At 62.6% G+C, this 24,776-nt stretch carries 18 protein-coding genes; 9 read left to right on the top strand and 9 right to left on the bottom strand.

Annotated features, from left to right (window positions below):
- Window positions 1-127: 127 nt before the first annotated feature.
- The 4 genes from S6FBBBH3_RS05920 to S6FBBBH3_RS05935 are packed head-to-tail and all read right to left on the bottom strand — an operon-like array spanning window position 128 to window position 5,661.
- Window positions 128-1,243, bottom strand: coding sequence for an ABC transporter permease (locus tag S6FBBBH3_RS05920; protein ID WP_120176870.1), 1,116 nt, complete (start codon window positions 1,241-1,243; stop codon window positions 128-130).
- An 18-nt stretch (window positions 1,244-1,261) separates the two neighbouring features.
- Window positions 1,262-2,407, bottom strand: a complete 1,146-nt coding sequence (locus S6FBBBH3_RS05925) for an ABC transporter permease (RefSeq protein ID WP_120176871.1) — start codon at window positions 2,405-2,407, stop codon at window positions 1,262-1,264.
- Window positions 2,404-4,596, bottom strand: coding sequence for an ATP-binding cassette domain-containing protein (locus S6FBBBH3_RS05930; protein WP_120176872.1), 2,193 nt, complete (start codon window positions 4,594-4,596; stop codon window positions 2,404-2,406). The genes S6FBBBH3_RS05925 and S6FBBBH3_RS05930 overlap by 4 nt, the downstream gene beginning before the upstream one ends.
- Window positions 4,597-4,641: 45 nt before the next feature.
- Window positions 4,642-5,661 (bottom strand): HlyD family efflux transporter periplasmic adaptor subunit, encoded by a 1,020-nt coding sequence (locus S6FBBBH3_RS05935; RefSeq protein WP_120176873.1) that lies wholly within the window; start codon window positions 5,659-5,661, stop codon window positions 4,642-4,644.
- A gap of 325 nt (window positions 5,662-5,986) precedes the next feature.
- Here S6FBBBH3_RS05935 and S6FBBBH3_RS05940 point away from each other — a divergent pair, with 325 nt between their 5' ends.
- Together S6FBBBH3_RS05940 and S6FBBBH3_RS05945 are read left to right on the top strand one after the other, a co-directional pair.
- Entirely contained in the window at window positions 5,987-6,472 is a 486-nt protein-coding gene (locus tag S6FBBBH3_RS05940; protein WP_120176874.1) for a GNAT family N-acetyltransferase, read from the top strand.
- A 227-nt stretch (window positions 6,473-6,699) separates the two neighbouring features.
- On the top strand, window positions 6,700-7,395 hold the full coding sequence (locus S6FBBBH3_RS05945) for a helix-turn-helix domain-containing protein (RefSeq protein ID WP_120176875.1): 696 nt from the start codon (window positions 6,700-6,702) through the stop codon (window positions 7,393-7,395).
- 129 nt (window positions 7,396-7,524) lie between these two features.
- Here the strand turns inward: S6FBBBH3_RS05945 and S6FBBBH3_RS05950 are convergent, their stop codons facing one another.
- Together S6FBBBH3_RS05950 and S6FBBBH3_RS05955 are read right to left on the bottom strand one after the other, a co-directional pair.
- Entirely contained in the window at window positions 7,525-9,000 is a 1,476-nt protein-coding gene (locus S6FBBBH3_RS05950) for a HipA domain-containing protein (protein WP_120176876.1), read from the bottom strand.
- 29 nt (window positions 9,001-9,029) lie between these two features.
- Entirely contained in the window at window positions 9,030-9,347 is a 318-nt protein-coding gene (locus S6FBBBH3_RS05955) for a helix-turn-helix domain-containing protein (RefSeq protein ID WP_120176877.1), read from the bottom strand.
- A 1,275-nt stretch (window positions 9,348-10,622) separates the two neighbouring features.
- Here S6FBBBH3_RS05955 and S6FBBBH3_RS05960 point away from each other — a divergent pair.
- Window positions 10,623-11,933: a nitronate monooxygenase gene (locus S6FBBBH3_RS05960; RefSeq protein WP_120176878.1), complete on the top strand. Its 1,311-nt coding sequence runs from the start codon at window positions 10,623-10,625 to the stop codon at window positions 11,931-11,933.
- Window positions 11,934-12,052: 119 nt separating this feature from the next.
- On the opposite strand, the gene S6FBBBH3_RS05965 is transcribed toward S6FBBBH3_RS05960, so the two are convergent.
- Window positions 12,053-13,864, bottom strand: coding sequence for a flavocytochrome c (locus S6FBBBH3_RS05965; RefSeq protein WP_179950552.1), 1,812 nt, complete (start codon window positions 13,862-13,864; stop codon window positions 12,053-12,055).
- A 180-nt stretch (window positions 13,865-14,044) separates the two neighbouring features.
- Complete coding sequence (locus S6FBBBH3_RS05970; protein ID WP_120176880.1) at window positions 14,045-15,040, bottom strand: DMT family transporter; 996 nt, start codon at window positions 15,038-15,040, stop codon at window positions 14,045-14,047.
- Window positions 15,041-15,215: 175 nt separating this feature from the next.
- On the opposite strand from S6FBBBH3_RS05970, the gene S6FBBBH3_RS05975 reads away from it, so the two are divergent.
- The gene (locus tag S6FBBBH3_RS05975; protein ID WP_170143840.1) at window positions 15,216-16,028 is read left to right on the top strand and encodes a DNA alkylation repair protein; all 813 of its coding nucleotides are present in this window, start codon (window positions 15,216-15,218) and stop codon (window positions 16,026-16,028) included.
- Window positions 16,029-16,285: 257 nt separating this feature from the next.
- Entirely contained in the window at window positions 16,286-16,861 is a 576-nt protein-coding gene (mscL, locus tag S6FBBBH3_RS05980) for a large conductance mechanosensitive channel protein MscL (protein ID WP_120176882.1), read from the top strand.
- A 288-nt stretch (window positions 16,862-17,149) separates the two neighbouring features.
- On the opposite strand, the gene S6FBBBH3_RS05985 is transcribed toward mscL, so the two are convergent.
- Window positions 17,150-18,073, bottom strand: coding sequence for a manganese-dependent inorganic pyrophosphatase (locus tag S6FBBBH3_RS05985; RefSeq protein ID WP_120176883.1), 924 nt, complete (start codon window positions 18,071-18,073; stop codon window positions 17,150-17,152).
- A gap of 528 nt (window positions 18,074-18,601) precedes the next feature.
- On the opposite strand from S6FBBBH3_RS05985, the gene S6FBBBH3_RS05990 reads away from it, so the two are divergent.
- The 4 genes from S6FBBBH3_RS05990 to nrfD all read left to right on the top strand — a co-directional run bounded on the left by S6FBBBH3_RS05990 (window position 18,602) and on the right by nrfD (window position 24,607).
- Window positions 18,602-19,747, top strand: coding sequence for a DUF4875 domain-containing protein (locus S6FBBBH3_RS05990; RefSeq protein WP_170143841.1), 1,146 nt, complete (start codon window positions 18,602-18,604; stop codon window positions 19,745-19,747).
- Window positions 19,748-20,515: 768 nt separating this feature from the next.
- Window positions 20,516-23,119, top strand: coding sequence for a molybdopterin-containing oxidoreductase family protein (locus tag S6FBBBH3_RS05995; RefSeq protein ID WP_120176885.1), 2,604 nt, complete (start codon window positions 20,516-20,518; stop codon window positions 23,117-23,119).
- A 22-nt stretch (window positions 23,120-23,141) separates the two neighbouring features.
- Window positions 23,142-23,729, top strand: a complete 588-nt coding sequence (locus S6FBBBH3_RS06000; RefSeq protein WP_120176886.1) for a 4Fe-4S dicluster domain-containing protein — start codon at window positions 23,142-23,144, stop codon at window positions 23,727-23,729.
- Window positions 23,726-24,607 carry an NrfD/PsrC family molybdoenzyme membrane anchor subunit gene (gene nrfD, locus S6FBBBH3_RS06005; protein WP_120176887.1) on the top strand — a complete coding sequence of 294 codons (882 nt, stop codon included), beginning with the start codon at window positions 23,726-23,728 and terminating at the stop codon, window positions 24,605-24,607. Before S6FBBBH3_RS06000 ends, nrfD begins: the two co-directional genes overlap by 4 nt.
- Window positions 24,608-24,776 lie beyond the last annotated feature (169 nt).

The raw sequence follows: 24,776 nt of genomic DNA on the forward strand, positions 1-24,776 counted from the left end.
AAACGCTCGGGCGCCCGTCGGGCTCAGTATGCCAGAGGCGGGAGGCCGAGAGTGTGCGAATTCGTTACGCACCCGCGCGTCTGTTGCGCGTCCCGATCTCCCGCGCCCTTCGGCTGTTTCAGGCACATCAGGTGACCTTGTGCCGGAAGAACCACGTTGCCGCCGGAATCGTAAGTCCCGTAAGTAGGAGGAGCGGCCAGAGGAAGGGGCGAATCGCGTCGAAGCCCGCACCCTCGAAATAAATCATGCGTACCATCTGGATCCCGTAGCGTGCGGGGTTGAAGACGGTCGCCGCCTGCATGAATTCGGGCATCGCCCCGACGGGGGTCATGAGGCCCGAGAGGATGAGGGCGGGAAGCACGAAGAAAAAGACGAGGATCACGGACTGCTGGTACGTGCGCGACGCGGCCGAGATCGCGAGCGCCAAGCCCACGATGCTGAGCGAAAAGAGGGATACGACGAAAAAGAGGAGCCCGATCGAGCCCGCAAAGGGAATCTCGAACCAGTAGCGCGCGACGGCAAAAATGAGAAAGCCCTGCGCGACGCCGATCACAAGCGGCGGGATCGCTTTCCCGACGAAGATTTCGACGGGGGTCATCGGGGTCATGAGCATCATGTCGAAGGATCCTTCTTCGCGTTCGCGCGAAACGGCCACACCCGCAAGGAGCATCACCTGGAGCATTGAGAGCGCGAGAATGAGCCCCGGCATGATGTTGTAGCGTGTGATCGCGTTTTCGTTGTAGCGGTAGCGCTCAACGAGCCGCACGGCGCCCGCGGCACCCTTTTCGGCGTTGAGCTTTTCGACGATCGCGGCGACGTAGCCCGTCGCGACGTTCGCGGTCGTGGTGTTGCGTGCGTCGACCGCCACGTAGATCGTGCCGCCCGTGCCGTCCGCCTGTCGCGCGGCGAAGTCGTCCGGAATCACGATCCCGATCAGGGCGTCCCCGTGATCGATCGTGCGGCGTACGTCTTCGATACTGCGCGGGGTCGCAATCGGCTCGAAAATCCCGTTCGATTGGATTTTGCGCGCCACTTCGAAGGAGGCTTCCGAGCGCGACGCGTCGTAAAGGACGTAGGGGACCTGCTCCAAATTGAAGGTGGCCCCGTAGCCGAAGAGGACCGACTGCGCGATGACGGGAACGAAAAGAATGCGCAGCATCGCGGGGTCCAAAAGGAGCGTCACGAGCTCCTTGCGAACGAGCGCTCGAAGACGCAGGAGTTTGAGGCGAAGAACATGCAACATCAACGGGCCCTCCGAATCTCAATCCATGCGCTTTCTCAGCACCGCCAGGGCGGCGAGCGCGAAGCTCGTCGTCCAGAGCGCGAGAATGAGTGCGTTTTCGAGGACGACGTCCGTTGCGCCCCCCGAGAGGAAGAGAATTTTCACGGTTTCCATGGCGTACGTGGGCGGCATCAGGTGACCGACTGCCGAAATCCAATCGGGAACGCTCCGAAGGTCGAAAATGAAGCCCGAGAGAATCAGGGCGGGAAGGTAGCTCCCGATCACGGCCATCTGCATCGCGACGAACTGCCGCTTCAAAGCAGCGGACAAAAAGAGCCCGAACACAAGCGCCCAGACGTTGTAGAGGAGAAAAACGCCCGCCAACAGCCAGCAGCTTCCCCGCACGGGAACGTCAAACAGGGCGATGCTCGTCAGAATGGCGGTGCCTTCTCCCGCCGTCGAAAGCGCGAAATAGGCGAGGAATTTCGACGCGAGGATTTCAACGGGGGACGCGGGCGTCAGGGCAAGCGCCTCCATCGTGCCGCGCTCCCATTCGCGCGCGATGACGGAACTTCCCAAAAAGCTCGATACGAGCGTCATGAGAACGATCGTAAGGCCCGGCACGAGGTACCAGCTCGATGTGTTCGCTTCGTTGAACCAGGCGCGCGAAAGGATTCGGACGGCCGGAGGTGCGCCGGTTTCGGAGGGGCTTGCAACAGCCGCCCCGCGCTCCGCGTTTTGCGCGGCCGCGATTTGCAGGGTGGCCGCCACGTACGTGCGGATGATGGTCGCGCTGTTCGCGTCCACCCCGTGAACGACGAGACCGATTTCGCCGTTCCCCAGAGCGACATCCCGCTCGAACCCGGGCGGAATGTCGACGATCGCTTCGATTTTGCGGGCGGCAAGAAGTTTCTCCGCCGCTTCGCGCGAAGCGGTCGGGATCGAGCGGAAGTAGGGGGAGGCGTCGATTCGTTCGGCCACGTTTTGCGCCTGCGGACTCGATTCCCCGAGCACGACCGCAACGGGCACGTTCTTGAGGTCCATCGAGAGGCCGTAGCCGAAAACGAGAAGGAGCATGAGGGGCAGCCCGAAACTCACGACGATGACGGACGGATCCCGCCGCATCTGGCGGAATTCCTTCCGCACAAGGGCGCCGAAGCGCCGAAGACTTTCGAATCGACTCATTTCGCGCTCCCTTCCGAAGAGGACTTTTCCGGGGGTTTGCCGCCCGACTTCGACTCGGCTTCCTTTGAGCGATTTTCGAGTACGATCGTACGGAACGCCTCCTCGACCGTGGCGGCGCCGGCCGAGCGACGCACTTCGGCGGGGGACCCGAGAACGAGCACCCGCCCCGCGTCCTGAATGAGGAAGCGGTCGCAATATTCGGCCTCGTCCATGAAGTGTGTGGTGACGACGACCGTCGTCCCGTTGCGCGCAAGTTCCACGATTCGGCGCCAGAAGGCGCGGCGCGCCGCGAGGTCGGCCCCGGACGTGGCTTCGTCGAGAAAGAGGATTGCGGGACGATGCAACAGCGCGCAGGCCATGGCGAGTTCCCGCTTCGCGCCGAGCGGCAGCATCCCCGCCCGTCGGTCGAGATGAACCCCGAGTGTCGCACCGGGGCCCGAAAGGAGTTCCCCGATCCGCGCTTCGAGCGCGCGCCCCGAGACCCCGTAACACTCCCCGAAGTAGCGAAGCGTCTGACGCACGGTGAGGCGCTCGTAGAGCGAAAACTTCTGCGCTACGTACCCGATGCGGGCTCGGGCTTGCGAGGCGGACGCAAGAAGGTCCACCCCGTCGATGCGAATTTCGCCCGAGCTCGGAGGCAAAAGCCCGCAGAGCATTCGAAAGGTCGTGGTTTTGCCCGCCCCGTTCGGACCGAGCAGGCCGAAAATTTCCCCGCGTCTGACTTCGAAACGCGTGTCCGCGACGGCGACGAAATTCCCGAAGCGCCGCGAAATGTGTTCCGCACGGATGACGGGCGTGGAGGCGTCGTCCGTCGGATCGTTCTTTCCCGTGTCGAGCGGCTGCGCCGTATTGCTCTTCGCGCCCTCGGCGACCGAAGACGCTTCGGAACCGCCGTCCTCAAAGGTGAGTGTCGCATAGGCGTCTTCGAGCGTTTCGGGGCGTTCGGAAAGCGCGGCGGGAAGCCCCGCGGAGGAAAGCTCCGCAATCGAGCGCTCAAGCGCCGCGCGGTCCGCTCCGGCACGCGCGAGAAGATCCACCCCGTCGCCGCGCGGAACGGCGTCAAGCCACGGCGAATCCGCCCGTACGGCGCAAACGCTTTGCATGAGGGCGCGCGCAAGGTGCTGCGCGGCCGAGCCGATTTCACCGCTCTTCCCGTTCGAGAGGGAATTCCCTTGCGCATCTCCGGCAGGCACGGCCCGCCACGTGCGCCCCTTCACTCTTTGCAGAAGATCCGAGGGCGTCCCGCCGGCGACGATCCGGCCCTTTTCGAGAATATAGACGCGATCGGCCGACGCGGCCTCGTCAAGGTAGGCCGTCGAAAAGAGGGTCGTGACGCCGTCCGTACGGCGGACGTCCTCCAGAACGCGTTGGAGCTCCCGTCGGGAGAGGGGGTCGACACCGACCGTCGGTTCGTCGAGCACGATGAAGTCGGGCGTGGTCATGAGCGTTGCCGCAAGCCCCAACTTTTGTTTCATCCCGCCCGAGAGCTTGCCCGCCGGGCGCGATTCGAACCCCGCCAAGCCCGTGAGGTTCATGAGCCGCGCGAAGCGCTTTTCGAATTCGTCGCCGCGGATCCCTTTGACGGCCGCAAAGAATTCGAGGTTCTCGCGGCAGGAAAGTTCTTCGTAGAGACCGAAGCGCTGCGGCATCACACCGATCGTCTCCGTGAATGCGGGGTCGTTCGTATCGGGGGTGCGTCCGAAAACGCGAATGAAGGGGGCGACCTTTACGCCGTTCGCCTCAATGCCATCGGGCTTCAAAAGCCCGGCAATCGTGCGAATGAGGGTCGTTTTCCCCGCACCGTCGGGCCCGACGATCGCGACGTTTTCGCCGCGACGGAAAATGTCGATCGAGACGTCGGAGAGCGCTTCGAGAACCTTGCCGTCGGGGGCGGGGAAGCGCTTCGAGAGGTGACGGATAGAGAGGGGCTGCGTCGGGTCGGATGCGGGGTCGGACCGTGCACCACACTCCCGATCGGAGTGGGTTTCAAGCGTTTTTCCGCTCGTTTTCGGGGCGGCTGCGTTTGCGTTCTTCGAATTGCTCGCCTCCCGGAGTTTCCCGGGGAAGAGGGCCGAGCAGAGGCGCCCGAAGAACCCCCGCGACCCGGAGGTCGGGGAGGGGGCTGCTCGGGGGGTATTGAGCGTCGCGCCTTCGCGCTCGAACGTCGGCTCGTTGATCGCTTCGGACATGTCAAACTCGTTCGAAGATAAGCTCGAAGAAGAGGTCGAACGGGCTTAGTCGTTCGAAGCATTCGACGGCGTCCCGGTCGTCGCCTCGTCCGGGAAGTCGACCGTCACGGGCTGTCCGAGTCGCAGGCGATTTTCGGGGTCGGGCACCGACACCTTCACTTCGTAGACGAGGAGCGTACGGAGTTCTTCCGTCTGCACGCTCTTCGGCGTGAATTCGGCCGTGCTCGAAACGAACGCGACGGTACCGTCCACCGGCTCCGTCGTATCGGTTGAGACACGCGCGGGGGCACCTTCCTTCACGTACGCGAGCTGCCGCTCGGTCACGTAGGCGCGCACCCACTTGGGGTCGACGATCGACAACTGAAAGACCGTGCGTGCGGGCGAAGCCATGTCGCCGGGTTCCGCAAGGCGACTCCGCACGATCCCCGAGACGGGCGCGTAGAGGAGCGCCGCACGGTCGATTTGGTCCGTGAGACGGTCGACGGCGGCTGCGGCCGCGTCGGCCTGCGCACGGGCGCTTTCCACTTCCTGGGGGCGAGGACCCGCTTCGAGGGCGTGCAGATTCGCCCGAGCGCCCTCGAGCTGACGAGCAAGCGCCGTTTCGGCGTACCGGGCGTCTTCGAGGAGTTGCCGGCTCGTCGCGCCCGTTTGGCTCAAGCCCTTTTGACGCTCGTACGTGCGGCGGGCGCTCTCGCGCTGCGCGGCCAGTGCGGAGACTTCTTTGCGGGCGCGTTCGATGTCTTCGGCGCGATAGCCTTCTTCGGCCATGCGTGCGGCGGCGTCGAGCGCCCGCAGGTTCGCTTCCGCCTGACGACGTTCGATTTGCAGGGCCGTCGTATCGAGCTTCCCGAGAAGATCCCCCGCGGCCACGCGCTCGCCTTCCTCAACCGTGAGTTCGGCAATGCGGCCCGAGCCTTCGAAGGCGAGCGACACCTGCCGGGTGTCGACATTCCCCCAGGCGCGGGTGGGCGGAGCGGGCTCGTCTCCCTCGAACGCCACGTAGGCTGCGCCCCCTGCAAGGAGCCCTGCAAAAAGAAGACCGGGAACGAATTTTTTGATCGGCATGATGGAAAGCGGTCCGTGAAGAACCGGGTCGGGCTTCGGAGGCCTGCAAGGCGAGTCGGAGCGCCGAGGCGGTGTCGGGAGCCCGAGCCGGTTCGAAAACTGCGAGTATGATGAGTAATTCTTGCATACCGCACGGTGCCGGGCGGTCGGAGAGCGCCCCGCAAATACCCGCAAAAACGGGCGTTTTCGGGGGATCGAGCGATTCGGTCGCCTTTTTGAGCGTCCTGCCGGACGTCGGCCGAACCGGGCTCGATTCTTGTCCGTACCTCGCCGCACCGTCGCGAAAACAAATACAAATCCGACTTTTCCCAAGAGAGAACCCCCTATGTTCCGTATCCGATCCGTTACGCCCGCCGACCTCGACATCCTGACCGACATCGAAGCGCAGAGCTTTCCCGAAGCCGAAAAGGCAACGCGCGAGAGCTTTGAAAAGCGCCTCGCGGTCTTTTCCGACCACTTTCTGATTCTCGAAGACGCGGGGCGCCCGGTCGGTCTCATCGACGGGATGGTGACCGATCAGCGCACGATCACGGACGATCTCTACGAAGACGCGACGAAGCACAACCCGAAGGGCCGCTTCCAGAGCGTTTTCGGTCTGGCGGTGATTCCCGAATACCGCCGTCGCGGCTGCGGCACGATGCTCCTTCGTGCGTTCGTCGAGTACGCGCGCGGGCAGGGCCGCGAAGGCGTGATCCTCACCTGCAAAGAGCACCTGATCGACTTTTACGGTGCGACGGGCTTCCGGAAGGTCGGCCTTTCCGAGTCCGTCCACGGCGGCGCCCGATGGTACGACATGGAACTGATTTTTTGAGGTCGTTCGGGAGGGATTTCCAATGGGAGACCCTTTGTCGATGCGGCTTGGGGCGGCTCGACGCGTTGAGACTTGAAAAGAGTTTGCTGCAGCGTCACCGAAGCCCGACCCCCGACCCGTCCCTTCGGGTAGTTTAGAATGCTTTCGTAGCTTCCCTAATGTGAGAAGGATGGTGACAACCCGTCGACGGGCCCTCGGGCCCCCGACACAGCAGAAGGCCGACAACGATGACCGACGAAAAAGATGGGACGCCCGACGGGCTTCCTACGCAGAGCTCTCCGAGCCCGACGGAGGACGAACATCCGACGCGCTCGACGGCGGCCGCGTATCGCGGACCGCGCATCGCATCGGCCGGGCGGCGCCCCCGCATCATCAAGCGCGCCCGCTGGACTGCGGTTTCCTCCGCCCGCGAGGTCGGGGCGCTCATTCGCGTGCTGCGCCTGCGCGCGGGCTTCACGCAGGACGAAACGGCGGAACTTCTGGGCGTGAGCCGCCGCTGGTACAACGAACTCGAAAACGGTCGCGAGACGATCCGGATCGGCATGGTCCTGGACGTTCTCAACGCGTTCGGCTGCCACATGGGGTTGGGCGGCGAGGGTGCTTCCTTCTCGATTGAAGAGCTCACCCACGTTGCGGCCGTCAAGGGGCGCGAAGACCAGGTCTGGCACGTCGACTTCGAGCGCGGTCTCGAAGACCCCGAAGAGCGTCCCGAAGCCGTGAAGCGCGGGAACAAACGCGGGTACCTCCGCTCGGGCATTCGCGTCGCGAACAACAAGATCGTGCAGATCCCAAAAAAGCGCCCGATCGTGCCCGAATTCGCTTCCGGAGCACAGGACGCCGCGAAGGCTTCCGACTTGAAAGAAACGAAGGAAGCGAAAGACGCGAAATCCGAGACGCCCGAAACAGACGACGAATCGAAGTGACGAGACGCCGCGCAAAGCGAAGCCGTGCGCAACATCAACAAGCGAGGAGCTCGCCCGGAAACCCGGGCGAGTTTTTTTCGATTCCGGTCTTGCGAGTCTTGCGAACCTCGCAAACTCACACGTCGAAAATCACACGTCGAAAAGCGGCGCCATGCGCGCGGTCTCGCGCGAGGAGATGCCGAGATCGTGCGCTTCGCGCTTCCACCCCGAGACGACGCGCCGCATATCGGCCAAACGCGTTTTGGCGTCGCGCAGTGACAGTTGGAAGTAGTCCGCAACCGCCACGGCGTCGTCCGCGTCGCGCAACCGCCGAACGCCGTCCGCCGTGATCGGACGATCGGTAAAGTCGGGGGCGGGCGAGAGGTCGTGGGCGGGAGCGGGGCGCCACCCGAACTCTTCGCGTACGAAGAGCCACCGTTCGGGCCGGTCCGTGCCGCCCGTCAAAAGCGAAAAGACCATCCGCTGCCAGAGAACGGGCAGATCCTTCGAAGGGGCCGCCCCGTCGGCATTGAGAATGTCTGCCATTGCGAGGTAGCTCATCGTGCGGCGACCGTTCTGAATCAGGGTCGACGCGGAGAGCGTCAAAAGGGGGGCGTCGATTGAGGGCGAGCCGTCGACCTCGAACGTTTTCCGCTTTTTCTCCGAGTCGGTCGATTTGATCGAAACCTTCGTTTGTGAAGACGTCTTGGGTTTGAGCCGATCGGGCCGTTCCGTAATGAGTACCGCGGAGCCGAGCGACTCGGACAAGACGGAGTCGACCGTCGCAATCCCGCATTGGCGGGCGAGCCTCAGGCCCAATTCGCTCCAGAGCGGACGGTTCCAGTCGTCGCCGCGCGACTCGAACAGTACGAAAGCGCTTCGACGATCCTTCTCCGTGAGGTACTGCGCACGGCTCCCCGGGATCGAGGCCGCCGCCAGAAGTCGCTCCAAGTCTTCGGGCGCCGCACGGCCGCGCTCGTAGGCGTGGTGCGCGTAGAGGAGGGCGTCCAATTGCGTGACGGCAGGCGGAATCACGGCCCGCATCCCCTGCGGGTGCCCCGTATCGGGGTCCGTGAGGAGAATGCCGCCCGCGTGGTGCCGCGCGTGGGGCAGTAAAACGGCGAGCGTCTCGATGTTGCCCGCGTCCGCGGGGAGATTGAGTTCAAGCCCCGCCCGAAGGGCTTCGCGAGGCAGATCGATCCGCCCCGGGTCGACCGCGCGGTCCTTCAAAAAGCCGAAGGTCGATTCGCCCTCGACGGGACGCAAAGTGCCGCCCGCAAGCGGCAGATCCGCCCCGAGGGGAAAGCCCTCCTTCAGCCATTCCGGGTCGTAGATGAAGATCGGCCGGTCGTCGAAGAGTTCGGGACGACGCATCTCGCGGGGGTAAAAATCCCTCAAGTCGACGCGCGGCTCGCCCGGGAAATCTTTCGGGTTCTCGATCGGAGCTTCCGGAAGGCTTTGGACTTCATTTCCCGATCGGGAAGGGATTCTTTTGTCCGATTTCGAATCTCGATCCTCGCGCTTCCTCGAATCGGGTGCGAGCGGAAAGACGAGCGTGCCCGCACGAGGGGCGTCGGGGAGGGCGTCGATGCGCACGTCGTACGTGCGTCGGTAGGGAAACAACATTTTTGCTACTCCGGTCCTGTGAGGCGCGCTCAGAACGCGTCGACCGTTTTCTTTTTTCCGCGAACGCGCTGCGGCAGTCGACGCTCTTCGAGAAGCAAACCCGCTTCGTCGGCGGAGGAGGCGGCAAGCGTTCCGATCGCGTCACCGAGCCCCAACGCCTGAAGGACGGCAGCAATGTTTCCAATCGCAACGCCGCATTCGCCCGCTTCGACTTTGATGAGGGTCTGAAGCGAAATTCCGGCTCGTTCCGCTACGAGCGACTGGGGGAGGCGCCGCCGCAAACGGGCGACGCGGATGTTGTATCCGAGGGTCCGAACGGACTCTTCAACGGCCAAGGAGGGTCTCATAACACACACAATCCTAGATGTTGAAGGTGACAACGTACATTTTTATGCATGTAGAGGCTTTTGAGCCGCTTGCGGACGGTTGAAACCCCGAAATCCCGATTTTCGGGGGTTTCGGGGTGAAAAACCGCCGTTCGAGAGCTGCTACTCAAAAGCTTTACATGCAGTTTAAGCGATGTTGTACGCTTCAAACCACCGAATCCTGGATGTTATGTGTTCGGGCTTTCCCTCGAAAAACGCGATTTTCACGCTCTTCTCCGACCTCGTACCGTTTCGTCGGCCGCTTTTTCGCTCGGACGCCTCGTTTCGTTGAGGGGCGGCCTTCCGATTCCGCGGCGCGCGTCGCCCTCCGCCGTGCGTGCCGTTCGCGGCATTCGATCGGGCACGCGTCCCTTTCGGGCGAAGGCCCGCATCGCGTTTCGAGTGCGTTCGTCCCCGACTTTGAAAAATCGGTCGGGCACTTTTCGACCGGAACCCTCCCCTCTTCCGAGGAATCCGTCTTCCGTTCGGCTCTTCTCGTGCCGGGGTCGAAAAACCCGAAAAACAACAAAATTGTTTTTGCGTGCCTTTTTCCCTTCGAATGCCCTGCGGACGCTCGGCCGTCGCGTGCGGGCGGCGGACTCTTCCGACAACTCCGACGTCGCGCGAGCGACAACTCCCCGAATTCGGAAAATAACGCCCGATCGGGCAGTGTGAAATTTCAACGATACAAGGAAGTTGTGTCGGTTCTCCCAAAACGTCCGCACGCGCTTCGCGGGAAGCTCGGGCCGCCCGCCTTCGCGGAAGTTCCCCGCACGCCTGAGCGGGCCGTCCGTGAGCTTTCAAGCCGACGGACCCCGAACGCTACGCCCGGGGTCTTAATGCCGACTTACGCCGTTACGGCGCCTGTGTGATGCGTCGGTGGGAGGCGCACTTCGGGCGGCTTTTCCGCGTCGTCCGCCGATTTTCCCGGCGCAGGCCTCGTGTGAGGTCGGTTGTTCGCCGTAGGTCGATACCCTGCGTCCGATCGTCCGAACGGATGAGGGCGGGGGATCTCTTGCGGTCGTCCGTTCGCGATGAAATCGCGGGACGGTTCGTGCTCGGGACGACGGTCGGGGCTCAATTCTAGGTGGAAACCCGAATCTTTGTGAAGAAATCCCACGGGCGGCGCTTGCGACACTTCGCCCGTTACGAGTGGCGACGGCCGTGCGGTCCGGTCTCAAACCTTCCGTGATTTCCTGTTTTTCGGAAGACGCGCCCCGACCCCGATTTTTTTGCCGTCCCCCAGAGGAGAATTCCATGACGAACACGCTCACCATGAACGATTTCCGCCTCACCTTGGGCTCGACCGAACTGAAGCCCCTGGTCCTAGGAGGCATGGGCGTCAATATTTCCACGAAGGATCTCGCGCTCGAGGTGGCGCGCTTGGGCGGCATCGGGCACGTGTCGGATGCGATGCTCCCCGAAGTTGCGGACCGACTCTTCCACACGGGATTTACCGCCGCAAAGGCGAAAGCCTCGAAGGCCTTCGCGGGCTTGGGCTCCAAGCTCGGCATGACGTTCGACATCCAAGCGGTGGCGTCCGCGACGCGCCGCTACGTCGAAGACGTGATGAGCGCGAAAAAGGGCGAGGGGCTTGTTTTCATCAACGTGATGGAAAAGCTCTGCATGAACGACGCGCTCTCGACCTTGAAGGCACGCCTCACGGCGGCGCTTGACGGCGGGATCGACGGGATCAGCCTCTCGGCGGGCCTTCACACGTCGTCCTTTGCCATGATGGCGGACCACCCGCGCTTTCACGACGCGAAGCTCGGGATCGTGGTTTCGAGCGCCCGTGCGTTGAATATTTTCCTTCGCCGAACCGCCAAGACCGGGCGTCTTCCCGACTTCGTGGTGGTGGAGGGGCCCTTGGCGGGCGGTCATTTGGGGTTCGGCCTCACGAGCTGGGCGGAATCGAACCTCGGGACGATCGTCGACGAGGTGCTCGATTTTCTCAAGGCGCAGAAGCTTTCCATTCCCGTCATCGCCGGGGGCGGCGTCTTTACGGGGACGGACGGCGTGCGGCTCCTTCAGCGGGGGTGCGCGGGCGTACAGGTTGCGACCCGCTTTACGGTCGCAAAAGAGTCGGGGCTCCCCCACGACGTGAAGCAGCGCTACTTCAACGCGGAGGCGGCCGACGTCGTCGTGAACGGCATTTCCCCCACGGGCTACCCCATGCGCATGTTGCAGCAGTCGCCCGCCATCGGCTCGAACGTGAAGCCTCAGTGCGAGGCCTACGGCTACCTCTTGGAGCGCGGCGACTGCTCGTACTTGAAGAGCTACCGCGAAGCGGTCGAGGCGAATCCCGACGATAAGGCCCCGTCGATCGAAGGGAAGACCTGCCTCTGCTATCAGATGCGCAACTACAAGCTTTGGACGTGCGGTGCCACGACCTCGCGCCTGAAGGAAACGTCCGTGCGGCTCCCCGACGGCACCTGGTACGAGCCGCCCGCCGAGCACATCGTGAACGACTACCTCCACTCGAAGAACGACGAGATTCTGCTTCCCGAGGTGCCGGCATCGGTCGAGTCCTCAGCCGCGCACGAGGGCGGCCCGCTCGCCGCGTCGTAAGCGCGCTTGACGGCGCGACTTTTCCGTAAACCTCGGAAAAAGAAAGCCCCCGAGCGTGCAAGCGTTCGGGGGCATCGTTTAGGACCGGCGCACTGCCGGCGCGGGCATGGTTCGGCCGGTTACTTCAGCTTGACGACGTTCGTGCCCGCAGTACGGCCGAAGGTCATCACGTCCGCAATGGCGTTGCCGCCCAAGCGGTTCGATCCGTGGATCCCGCCCGTGACTTCACCCGCGGCATAGAGGCCCGGAATGACCTTTCCGTCGGTGCCGACCACCTGAGCGTTCGTGTTGATCTTGATACCGCCCATGGTGTGGTGCACCGTCGGAACCTTCTTGCAGGCGTACCAGGGACCTTCGGTCAAGGTCGTGTCGGCCTTGTTGTCGGCGACGAACCCGAAGGGATCCTTCGCTTTCTTTTCAACAACCGCGTTGTAGCCCTCAACGCTCGCCTTGAGCTTCGCGGGGTCCATGCCGGTCTTCTCGGCGAGTTCGTCGAGCGTCGGGGCTTCGACCACCGCGCCGAGCGCGACCATGTCGCGAATCGTGGCGCCGTTCGCGTCAACCCAGTCGCGCGACGGATAACGCACCTTGTTGACGATCACCCAGTAGGTGCTCTCGGGCTGCTTGAAGATCGCGCCCGCGAGCACGTCGCGTGCGGCGCCTTCATTCACAAAGCGGTCGCCCGTGTTGTTGACGAAGATGCGATTGCGACCCGAGGTGCGGATGTTTTCCATCAAGCCCGTGCCCGGCGTTCCGCAGGGATGGAGCTGAATGTCGTCGAGACCGATCAACGCCGCGCCGTACTTCTTAGCAAGCTTCAGACCATCGCCTTGGGCCGCTTTCTGGAGGTTCGTGCAGCCGATTGAGTTGTCGAGTTTCACGGACTTCCAAACGCCCGTATTGACTTCCTGACGGAGTTTGACGTTCGCTCCGAACCCGCCCGTCGCAATCACGACGCCGTCCTTGGCGTTGAGCGTGAGGTTCTGGCCGAAGTGCTTCGCTTTGACGCCCGCAATGCGGCCTTCGGCCTCGATCAAGTCCGTCGCGGACGTATCCGTCATCACTTCGATGGCGCCGCCCGACTTGGCGATGACTTCTTCGAAACTGCGGATGTAGGTGTTGCCGGAGGGGGTAGCCGTGTAGTGGCTCCGTTGCCAGAGCGCGCCCGTGGCCGTCCCGATTTCGTCCTTGAATTTCACGCCGAGGCTTTCAAGCCATTCGACGGATCCAAGAGCGTTTTCCGTCATGTACGCAACGAGCGCAGGATCCCCCTTGTCGTGACCGCCTTTGAGCGTCTGCGTGCGGAATTTCTCGATGCTGTCCTCAATTCCTTGCTTCGACTGGCGTGCGGGGTCGACGGCGTTGAGCGCGCCTTCGCTCACGTTGGTGGAGCCCCCGAGGAAGCCGAGCTTTTCAAGGACGATCACCTTCTGTGCGCCCGCCTGACGGGCGGCAATGGCAGCGGCAAGGCCCGCACCGCCCCCGCCCACGACGACTACGTCGGCGTTTTTGACGGCTTCAACCGCCGGGTGCTGCTCAACCTTCTTCGTCATGGCCGCCATGTCGGCTCCGGCTTCTTCGAGACATTGCTTCACGCCCGCGTAGAGGGCCGAGCTCGATACCGTGGCGCCCGTGATTGCATCGACGCCGAGCGACTGGTAGTTGAGGATCTTGTCGGTCATAAGCTGCAACGCCACCCGACCGACCCCGATCGTTTCGAGGTTCTTCGAGGTGTCGATGCTTTCGATCCGGTCCTTCGTGAGCGTGACGGTCACGGTAAGCGGCGCATTGTGCCCGTTGACCGTCGCCGTGTAGGTGCCGGGCTTGAATGTCGAGGGTGCCTTTTGAGCGGGTTCCTGCGCGAAGACGACGCCCGTGGCGAGCGCCGCCAGGGCGGACGAGAAAGCGCAGACGAGACGTTTGGTTTGCATGGATGTTCCTCCGATGCCGGCTCGGAATGGTCGGCTGACATCGATCACCATAGTCAAACGGCGTGTTCGGCGAATCGGTACAAACGCTTGACTCGCGACGACGCGGAAAACTCCGGAGACAAAAAACACCCCGATCGGGCGCTCCGACCGGGGTGCGTTTTGCGTTCGTTCGGCGGCGAATCAAGCGCGCCGTGAGATTTCGAAGGCGATTTTGGAGAGGCCCGTCTGCGCGATGTAGACGCCGCAGAGGATCATGGCGGCGCCCATGAGGCCGACGAACGACATCGACTCGTTGAAAAAGGCGAGCCCGACCGTCACGGTCACAAGCGGACTCGCGTAAAGCCAGGGCGACGCGCCCTGCGTGCCGAGAACGCGCACGGCCTTGTGCCAGAGCATGAAGGAAAGAGCCGTCGCACCGACCGCAAGGAAAAGGAGGTTTGCGATCACGACGGGCTCAAGAAGGACCGAGACTTCGGTCGGCTCTTCGAGAAGGAAAAAGGGCAGCAACGCCATCATCCCGTAACCCGTCGCCTTGCGCGCGACGAAGAGAATCGGGCGGTCGGCGACCGTGCGCAGGATCATCGAGTAGAGCCCCCAACCGAGCGCGGAGCCGAGCGCGAGCCAGTAGCCCGTAAGCGGCAGATCCTGCATGGCCGCGGAATCGAAGAGCACGAGGCAAAGGCCGGTTGCGGCGGAGCAGAGCCCCAAGCCCGACTTCCAGTGCATGCGGAAGGCCCGCAGCCACACGAGGGCGAGAAGCGCCGTCATGAGGGGGGCGGTCGAAGCGACGACGCTCACGCTCGATGCGGGAGCCCGGGCGATGGCGAGATTTTGAAGACCGAGGTAGAGCGTCACGGAGACGATCCCGAGAGCGGAGATTCGAAGTTCGTCGCGAAGGTTCCCGCTCCAGAGGTTTTTCGGAGCGATGAGAAGGAGGAACCCGTAGGCGAGAAGACTTCGCCACATGAGTACCGCAAAGGGACCCATGCCGAAGCCGTAGAGCCACTTCGTGGAGATGAACGTGAGGCCGAAGAGGACGGCGACGAGAAAGGCGAGGGCGTGAGCGCCGAGGCGCGAGGAGAGGGAGGCGGGAGCCGTATCACCCGTCGTCGAACCGGCTGCGGATCCGACGGCGGACGAAGAGACGGGAGCGGAAGAAGAAATCGAGGGCGACATGATGGCGGTCGGTGGCTGCAATGTGTTGATTTTAAACGTTTTTCGATTTTATTTTGTCCTACCCGGCCCTCGCCGCCCGATCGGTGCGTCGTTTACTTCGCACCGTTTCGAGGCTCGTGCTACAAATAGAGAGAGGAAACCTTCACGTTCAACCCGCAACTTTTCCGGAATCTACATGGATCTTCTCGACGCACTCACGCTCCGCCTCAAGGCCGCCGCTCACCCGAGTTATTTCGCCACCGTCGGCGCGCAGCTTCCCGGCGTCGACAACCGCCTGGGCGTTCCGATGGGGGTCGTGCGAAGCGCGGCGAAAGACATCCTGCGATCGGGCAGCGGGGACGCTTTTCTGGAGGAGGCGCTCCGCCCGGGGCGACCCGTCATGCACGAGGCGGCGCTTGTTGCGGGCCTTGTCGTCTGCGGCCTTCCGACACGGGACTTTGCCGCGAAGCTGGAACTTGCGCAACGGTTTCTGCCCGCGGTCACCAATTGGGCGATTTGCGACACCTTCGCTACCGGGTTTCACGAGGTGAGGGCGCGCCGCGAGGAGGCGTTCGACTTCGTGGCATCCCTTTGCCGCCGTGCGGGCGAGGCGCCCGAAGCTCCCGAGCGCGCGCTCTGGCCGACGCGGGTCGGGCTCGTACTGGTGCTCGCACACTACGCGCACGCGGACTGGCTCGATCGGGTACGCGAACTCATGGCGGACCCGCGACCCCTTGCCGTCGCCCGCACGACCTATTACGGCTCGATGGGCTGGGCCTGGGCCCATCAGGTGCTCTCCGTCGTCGACTCCGCGGGGGCGGCGGACTTTCTCGAAGGGCTCGTGCGGTCCGAAAAGATCGATCCCCTCACGGCACGGCGGTCCATTCGAAAAATCCGCGAATCCTACCGCGCGAGCGCCGAGGAGAAGGAGGCGCTCGTTGCGCGCTTTCGGCCGCTTCTTCCCGCCCGCATCGAGAAGGACGTCCCGAACCGCAAGCCCGATCTTTGATCCTCCGCACCTCCGATCCTCGCCTGCGGGAGTAGGGAGGAGGGGAATTCTGCCGGAAATGCCGCTCGCGCTTTTTTTTCACCCGAGCGGGCGATTTTCGTGTAGGATTCTGGCCTTTGTAATTTTTCGGACATTTTTTGTCCGATGCTTTTCCGCGCGGCTCACGTCTCGAACCGAAGAAAAAGAGATCGCGCCCGTCGGGAAAGCGGCATCTCCGGTTTTTTCGGCAATTTCGGCATTCCCGAGGACTACTTCCCATGCGCAACTTTCTTTCCGAATTTGAAAAATTCATCTCCCGCGGCAACGTGCTCGATCTCGCGGTCGCCGTGATCATCGGGGCGTCGTTCACGAACATCGTGAACAGCCTCGTCAAGGACATCGTCAACCCGATCCTCGGCGTGCTCGTCGGTCGTCCGGACTTCACGAATCTCTTCTTCGTGCTGAAGGAAGTTCCGGGCTACGACGGTCCGCGCACCTACGAAGCGCTCACCAAGGCGGGCGCCACGGTGTTCGGTTACGGCGCCTTCCTGACGGCGGTCGTGCAGTTCTTGCTTCTGGCCTTTGTCGTCTTCTGGCTCGTGAAGATCGTGACGGGTGCGCGCGGCCGCATCGAGGCGGAAGCCAAGCGCGTCCTGAGCAAGCTCGAAAGCGACAAGACCGTAGCCGACGACGCCGCGAAGAAGGCCGAAGAAGAGGCCCGTGCCGCCGCCGAAGCGAAGGCCCGCGAAGAAGCCCTCGCGAAGGAAGCCGCCGCGTCGAAGGCGAGCGCCGAAGAGCTCGAGCTCCTGCGCGAAATCCGCGACCTCCTGAAGCGCGAGGCGGCGAAGTCGTAACGCGCGGCTTGAAAACCCGCGAGCGGATCCGAGCCGATTTCGGCCGGAGCCGAATAAGGGCGCCCGATCGGGCGCTCTTTTTTATTATCGTTTTTCCGAATGCCGTCAGAGAAGGGCTCGAAGACGGGTTCGGACAACCGGTTCCGAGGCAACGGAAATTCGACGCAAGAAAAAGCTCCCGCGGACGGAATCCGTCGGGAGCTTTTGCTTTTTTCGGGGCCTCAGGGCGGCTCGAAGCGCTCGGTCACAAGCGCTGCGCGATGCCGCCCGGGCGGTCGGACCGATCGATCAGGCCTTGAAGGCGGCTTCGAGAGCGGGCACGACCTGCTTCTTGCGGCTCATGACGCCGTCAAGCCACAGGTGTTCGGCGCCGAGTTCCTTGCCGAAGGCCTTCGCGACGCGGGCGGGATCGTCCGAAACCATGAGAAGGAGCGAGCCTTCCTTCATGATGTCCGTGAGAAGGAGAAGAGCGGAGTGGCGGCCTTCTTCGGACTTCACGCGGGCGAGTTCGGCTTCGAGGGCGGGCATCATGTCGTCGACGAGCTTGAGGTCGACGAGTTCGAGCTGGCCGACGCCGACCTTCGAGCCCGACATGTTGAAGTCCTTGAAGTCGCGGAAGATGAGGGAGCGCGGTTCGGCGCCGGCGACGCAGGACTTCGCCGTGAAGAGTTCCATGCCGAGGGCTTCGATGTCGTCGATGCCGGCGATTTCGGCGAGTTCCTTCGCGGCCTGACGGTCGAGGTCGGTGCAGGTCGGGGACTTGAAGATCACCGTGTCGGAGAGGATCGCGCAGAGCATGGCGCCCGCGAGGTTGGCGGGGATTTCAAAGCCCATGTAGTCGTACATGCGCTTGAGCAACGTGTTCGTGCAGCCCACCGTCCAGATCACGCATTCGATCGGAGCGGTCGAGGTGAGGTCGCCGAGCTTGTGGTGGTCGACGATGCCCTTGAGGTTCGCCTGATCGATGTCCGCGGGGGCCTGGGCCTTGTCGGAGTAGTCGACGAGGTAGACGTCGCGACCGGCAACGCTCGTCACGACTTCGGGAGCCTTGAGGCCGAAGCGATCGAGAATGAACTGCGTTTCGGGAGCGGGCTCGCCCTGAGCGGCGGGCGTGACGTCGAGGCCGCGCTTCGTGTAGAGGTCAGCGCAGACGATGGCGGAAATGATGCTGTCGGAGTCGGGGTTCTTATGACCGAGAATGAGAGCGGACACGATGGGATCCTTTCTGCTGAGTGGCGTAATACGAACGTGGAGTGAGCTTCCGTCGGGCGTCCTGGCCGCGGCCCGACGTGCGGGCGGGTTTGAGCGAGACGGAGTCGATGCGGCGTTATGCCGCAGGGTGCGGGCACATTGTACACAACATCGAAGGTCAACCCCCGAAGCCGACGTCGGTCGGGCGCTGCCGGGACGCGGGCGACGACGGGATTGTTCGCGCCCCCGAGGCGAAGCCGATTTCTCCGAGACCTGCGCCCGTTCGTTTTAAAAGACCTCAAAAAATCGAGCCCCCGTTCGAATTCGAGTCATGCGATATGATTCGTCCTCGCCGCTTTTTCCCTTTTCGGCACGGATCGATTCGGGTTGTCTCGTATGACCCGGTCGAATGGCAGACTCTGCGATCCATTGTGAACGCAGAAAATTATCCAGATAAACATGAAAATACTGAAGATTCTGTTTTATACCGTCATTGCTTTGATGGTTATCGGCATGCTGTCGGAAAGGGAAGAAACGGATGGCGCCGCTATGGAAAACCCGAAGGCACAAGTTTCAGGGAATAACGTTCCCGCGCCTCCTGAAGCGAACCTCTTGCCGTACACGGTCCTTTTCGAGAAGCAGTTTAAAAACGAGCACGGCCGATCGGTCGTTGAAGCGACGATCGCCCTTTCGGAATCCGAATCGAGCATTGATCGAGCGAGTCTGGCCGCGACGTGCATGGCCGCAAGTCGGTATCTGCTTGCGGAAAACAAAACGGATGCCGCGGTGCTCAAGCTCGTGGATCGTCGAGCAAGTCATTCGTTCTACGAACTTGCGCATTGCTCGTATGCCGAGGACGGCCGCGGGCTCGGCGGCTCGGACAAGTGGACGTGGTCCGGCGTGGCGGCGGCCGACCGCACGACGACTGCGGACGAAAAAGCCGTGTACGAACTCTGGAACAATCTGAAAATCGACCACCTGAACAAGAAAACCCTGAAGGTTGACGAAGCGGCGCTCACCCGGGCGGTCGCGAAAAAACTCAAGAAGAAGCCCGAAGAGATCGCTCTTCCCGACCTTGAGCTCCATGATATGGGCGACGTCAAGAGCCTTGCAAAGGGGGTGAAGGGCTACGGTCCGCTCCCCGTCGATCCGATGGACAAGCTTCCCGACATGGAAAGCCAAAAAATGAGCAAGAAAGGCTTCCCGAAGCTCTATGCCTCGCTCGGCGCCAAGCGCATGGAGGCCGTGAATGCGATGCTCCCCGAGGCGGCGTTGCGCGCGGCGGAAAGCAACACCTGCGACTTCGTGAGTACGGCGGGCTATTCTACGAGCCGCAGTACCAAGAAGAATGCGGTGTTTTACATCGATTGTGTAAACGAAGAACGCTTCTACGTTTCCGAAGCGGACCTGAAAAACCCGAATCCCGCGCCTGCGCAGTCGGTTCGCGAGAAAATTCTCAAGACGGACGCAGTCGACTATTGGATTCACTGTGAAAAGCAAATCAAGGCACGCCTCCAATTTCCGAGCACGTACGACGAAGATTTCTTGGGAAAAACGGACATGTTCACCGGTCGTGCGTTCATCGTGCAGGTGAAGTTTGAGGCGAAGAACGGTCTCGGGAACACGCTTCCGATGCTCGGTCGATGCGAGTACAACGATCAAGGCCTCGTCGACGTGACGATCGTCAATCGCTGACGAAGATCCGAATAGGCGAACCGACGACGGTTGATAACCCGTCGGTCCGAGCATTCGAAGAGCCCGCACGTTGAAGGTCGACGTTGCGGGCGGAAGGCCGCCCGGCCGCCCGGGCGGCTTTTCTTCACGGGTTCCGTCCGTCGAAACGCTCCGAGATCTCTCCCGGCGCCCCTGGGAAGGAGCAAAAAAGCGGAATCTACCACCCGCCCGGTCGGGTGGTAGGACATATCCCTCAGGCTTTCACGGCTGAAAACAGCTCCCACATCTCCCGTCCGCCCCCGAGTTTTTTCTCTTTTCCTTACTGCGCGTAGGGATTTAAGGCGTGTATTGAAAGGGTCTCTCTATCGGCGGATAGAGAAAAGTTCAAAAATGTCTTCGAATCCTCTCGGGCATGGGAGTAGGACCAAACCCGAGGTTCCTTCGGGGGTTCTTCAAACCGCTTTTTGTACGGCGATTCAATTCCGCGGATAAACGGACGTAGATAGGCGTCCTTAAGGTTGGTTCTCCGTTTTCTCCCTGAAAGACGGGGATACCACCGATATTCTTAAAGGTAATAGCGCAGGTGCGGTACGTGCGGAAAACCCCATTTCAATAGGCGGGTCGGGTTCGATAGGCTTCGAATTATGGTACGGTCGATGCTGTTTTTTCTCGATGGGTTCGACCGCAGCCGTCAAAGGAACCTCGAAGTCGCGCGTTGCGGACCCCCCGCCGACACCGGTCGGACTCAACGGACATGCAACGGGCGGCGATTCGATGAGGAGGAGACTCATGTCCGAACACGAAAAAACAACGATTGTTCCGTCGAGCGCGCCGACCATCTCGCGTCGTACGCTCATCGGAGGCGCAGCGGCCGCTGCGGGTGCGGGAGCGCTCGGCTTCTCGATGACGCCCGTGCGGGCCGAAATCGAGCGCCTTCAGGCGGAAGGCTGGGAAGCGAAGCCCTTGGCCTGCTGCATGTGCGGCGCGCGCTGCGGGTTGATCGCCATGAAGAAAAAGGGCGTGCCCGTTTCGCAGTCGACGGTGCGCATCATGCCCAACCCCGACCATCCGCAGCGCGGCTACTGCGGTCGCGGCGCGCAGACGATGTGGCTCTGGAACCACCCGATGCGCATCAAGAAGCCCCTGAAGCGCGTGGGCGAACGCGGTGAAGGGAAGTTCGAAGAAATTTCCTGGGATCAGGCGCTCGATGAAATCGCCGCCAAGGTGAAGGCCATTGCCACCGAGTACGGCGAGAAGGCCGTGTGCCTGACGAGCCACAACTTCACGGGCTACCAGAACTGGTTCGCCGCGCCCTTCGGCACGGGCAACGTCATCAACCATTCGGCGACCTGCAACAGCGCCTCGACCCTCGGGCGTCGCATGATCTTCGGTCCGAGCTTCTCCGGGCTCGGTCTCGTCGAACCCGACTACGCCAACGCCGACTACCTGATGTTGGTCGGCCGTACGGTCTCGTGCGCGATCGGCGTACAGTCGACGATGGCCGCGAGTCGCGAACGGGGCGGTCGGATCGTCTTCGTCGATCCGCGCATGCCGGAACCGGGCTTTGCGGGGAGCGAATGGATCCCGATCAAGCCGGGCACGGACGCCGCGTTCCTGCACAGCCTTATTTTGGTGGGGCGCCGCGAAGGCTTGGTCGACCTCAACTGGATCGAACGCTGGACGAACGCCGCCTACCTCGTGCGCGACGACATGATGCCGATCACGGAAGCAGACCTCGTCGAAGGCGGGTCGAAGCGCAAATTCCTCGTCGTCGACGCGACGACGGGCGAAAAGGTGCTTCAGGGCCCGATTCTGAACGAGAAGGGCGCGCCCACGGGCTTTGACGAAGACCCGACACGCAAGCTCGACCTCAATTGGGAAGGCACTGTCACGACCCTGAAGGGCGACGTTCATGCTCAGACCGTGTACGTGCTCTTTTGTCGCACGAACGACAAATACACGCCCGAAGCGACCTCGGCCATCACGGGGATTCCCGCGGCGACGATCGAACGCACGGCGCGCGACTTCTTCATGAAGAAGGGCGTCTGCGACGACGGGTGGTATTCGTCGCGCAATGCGAACGACGTCGAATGCTACGCGATGATGAACATCATCAACTTCTTCACGGGTCGCATGGACCACAAGGGCGGCCTCGTCTTCACCGTGGGCGGAGGCTTCGGCGGCCCCGGCATCAAAGCGGCGGGCAAGAAGCGCACGGGCCCGACGGGCGTCACCTGGGACTACACGGGTGAAAAGCCTCTCGACAAGCAGTACTTCCCGGAGGGTATCGGCACGCTCTCGTCTGCCTTCCCCGCGATGCTCAAAGGCGACCCGTATCCCATCAAGGCCCTCTTCATGACGGGCTGCGACATGTTCCACCGCGAAGCGAATTCGGCTCGGTTGATCGAAGCCTTCAAGTCGCTTGATCTCATCGTCTCGCAGGACCTCATGCCCGTCGAGTCGAACGACTGGGCGGACTACGTGTTGCCGTCCACGTTCTTCCTCGAAAACCACGAGTACCTCGGCGTCAACTACGCTCTGAACGGGAACGTGCAGAAGTCGGACGCGGAAATCGATCCGCCCGAAGGGTGCGAAGCGCGCCACGACATCTGGCAGTTCCTCGAAATCCTGCGCCGGATCGACCCCGAAAAGGCGGCGCGCGTGGGGTACACGGAAGAAATCAAGGACCGCGCCGGTTGGAAGGCCTGGTGGGACAAGGGCATCATGGACCGCGCCTGGGCGGGCTTCATCGCGGCGAAAAACGCCGCCAAACCCGGCGAAGGCGACCGCATTGCGGCGGAAGTCGAAAGCGAAGGCTGGTCGCAAACGGCCGCGAAGGTCTACGACCAAATCCCCTACAAGCGCCCCTTTACGACGCCTACCGGGAAGGCCGAACTCATTTCCTTCTATGCGCTGACGGTTCCGTCCGCCAAGGGCATTCAGCCCTTGCCCGAACACTACACGACGAAGGCTTACACGCAGCCGAAACCGCGCTCGAACGAATTCATCATCGCTTCCGGGAAGGACGGCGCGACGAACGCGGGTACCTGCATCTTTACGTGGCCGACGAAGTTCTTGGGCGACCGCACGCTCTGGATGAATCCCGTTGACGCCGAACGGCTCGGGATCGAAACGGGCGACACGGTCGAGGTCGAAGGGATCGACAACGGCGTCAAGGGTCGCACGAAGGTGACCGTGACGAACCGCGTGATGCCGGGCGTCCTCTTCTCGCACGGCTTCTCGGGCGGCGTACGCACCAAAGTTCTCCTACCCGAATACGAGTGGGCGCGCGAAGGCATCAACACGCAGTGGTTCGCCACGGGGTACAACCAGGTCTCGTGCGGCAACATGGCCAACAACGTGTCCGTGCGCGTCACGCCCGTGAAAGCCTGAGCGACTCGAAGGAGATTCGACAATGACGGAAAAAACACAGAAAAAGCTCGCGCATCTCTTCGACGCCACGCAGTGCGTCGGGTGCTCGGCCTGCATCCTCGCCTGCACGCAGACGAATTACCCCGAGATGCTTAACGGCGAAGTGGCCGGCTGGAATTGGCTCCCGTCGAACATTCGCAAGATCACGGTCGAGCGCGCACGGCGCCCCGTGCAGATCCTCGTGCAGTGCCAGCAGTGCGAGGACGCGCCCTGCATTTCGACGTGCCCCTTTGGGGCCAATTATCACGACCCCGAAACGGGGCTCGTGAAGACGGACCCCTCGCGCTGCGTCGGCTGCAACTATTGCGTCGCATCGTGCCCGTACGACGTACGCTGGTCGCACCCCGACACCGGGCTTCCGATGAAGTGTATGGGTGAAGGGTGCCTGGAACTCGTCAAGGCCGGCAAAGACCCCGCGTGCGTTGCCGCGTGCCCGGTGCACGCCCGCATGTTCGGCGACGTTTCGGATCCCGAGAGCCCGATCTCGCGGAAACTTCGCGCGGTCAAGTCTGAAAAGCTTCTCCCCGAAAAGGGTACGAAGCCCAACTTCTTCGTGGTGGTGAGCAAATGACATACGAATACATGGAATTGACCCGGCAGGTCGCAACAAGCCACTGGGGGTGGACGATCGCCTTCTTCCTCTGGTTCGTGGGCCTCTCGGGGATGAGCTTGACGGTGAACTACTGGCTGAAGTCGCGCCGGCTCCACTACCTCTCGACGGTGGCGGCGCTCGCGGGGACGCTTCTGGTGGTCTCGCACTTGGCGCGCATGCTGAACCTTCCGATGGCGGCGCTCAATGCGCTCCTTGAATGGAAGTTCAACTTCACGAGCTGGATGTTCATCGGGATCTGCATCCTGGCGGTCCTTTGCATCGTCACGGTCGTGCAGGCTTGGGTGATGTGGAGCGCCGAAAAGGCGGGGGCGACGACGTCCGCGGCCGAAACGAAGGGGATGTTCCTCTTCGACGCGGTCCTCGGGGTGGCGGCGACCGCTTATTCCGGGTTCCTTCTCACGCAGGCCGTGGGTGTTCCCCTCTGGACGACGGGCGCTTTGCCGATCCTCTGGATCTTCTCGGGCCTTGCCTGCGCCCTCGGCACGGTTGAAGTCATGACCGCCACGCGCAGCCTTGAAGGGGGTGAACGCACGTGGGTGCCGACGGCCGCGACGATCGTGCACCTCGGCGAAGCGTTCGTGCTCTTCGCTTTCGTGCACGTCGCCTTCCAGGGGACGCCGGGCGCGATGGCGGGGGCCCAGAGCCTCGTTTCGGGCGATGCCTCGACCCTCTTCTGGGCGGGTGCGGTCGGTCTCGGGATCGTGGTTCCGCTCCTGCTCTCGCTCGTAAAGAACCACACGATGGCGCTCGTGGGCGGCCTCTGCGGGATCCTCGGGGCGTTGGCGCTGCGCGCATCGGTCCTCTTTGCGGGGTACTTCGAGCCGATCCTCTTCTGATTGATCAACTTTTCGCTCGGTTCGCTCGGTTGTCGCCTCGTCTCCTCCGGACGCAATCGAGCGCAACCGGCCGCAATCGACCGGTCCCTTGAGGACGGAGAGCGATGGAAAACAAGGACAAGGAGGAAATGAAGGGGAAGAAGCCGCTCCGGTCGAAAGACCGGGGCGG

This window comes from Sutterella megalosphaeroides (genome assembly GCF_003609995.1).
Taxonomy (GTDB): domain Bacteria; phylum Pseudomonadota; class Gammaproteobacteria; order Burkholderiales; family Burkholderiaceae_F; genus Sutterella; species Sutterella megalosphaeroides.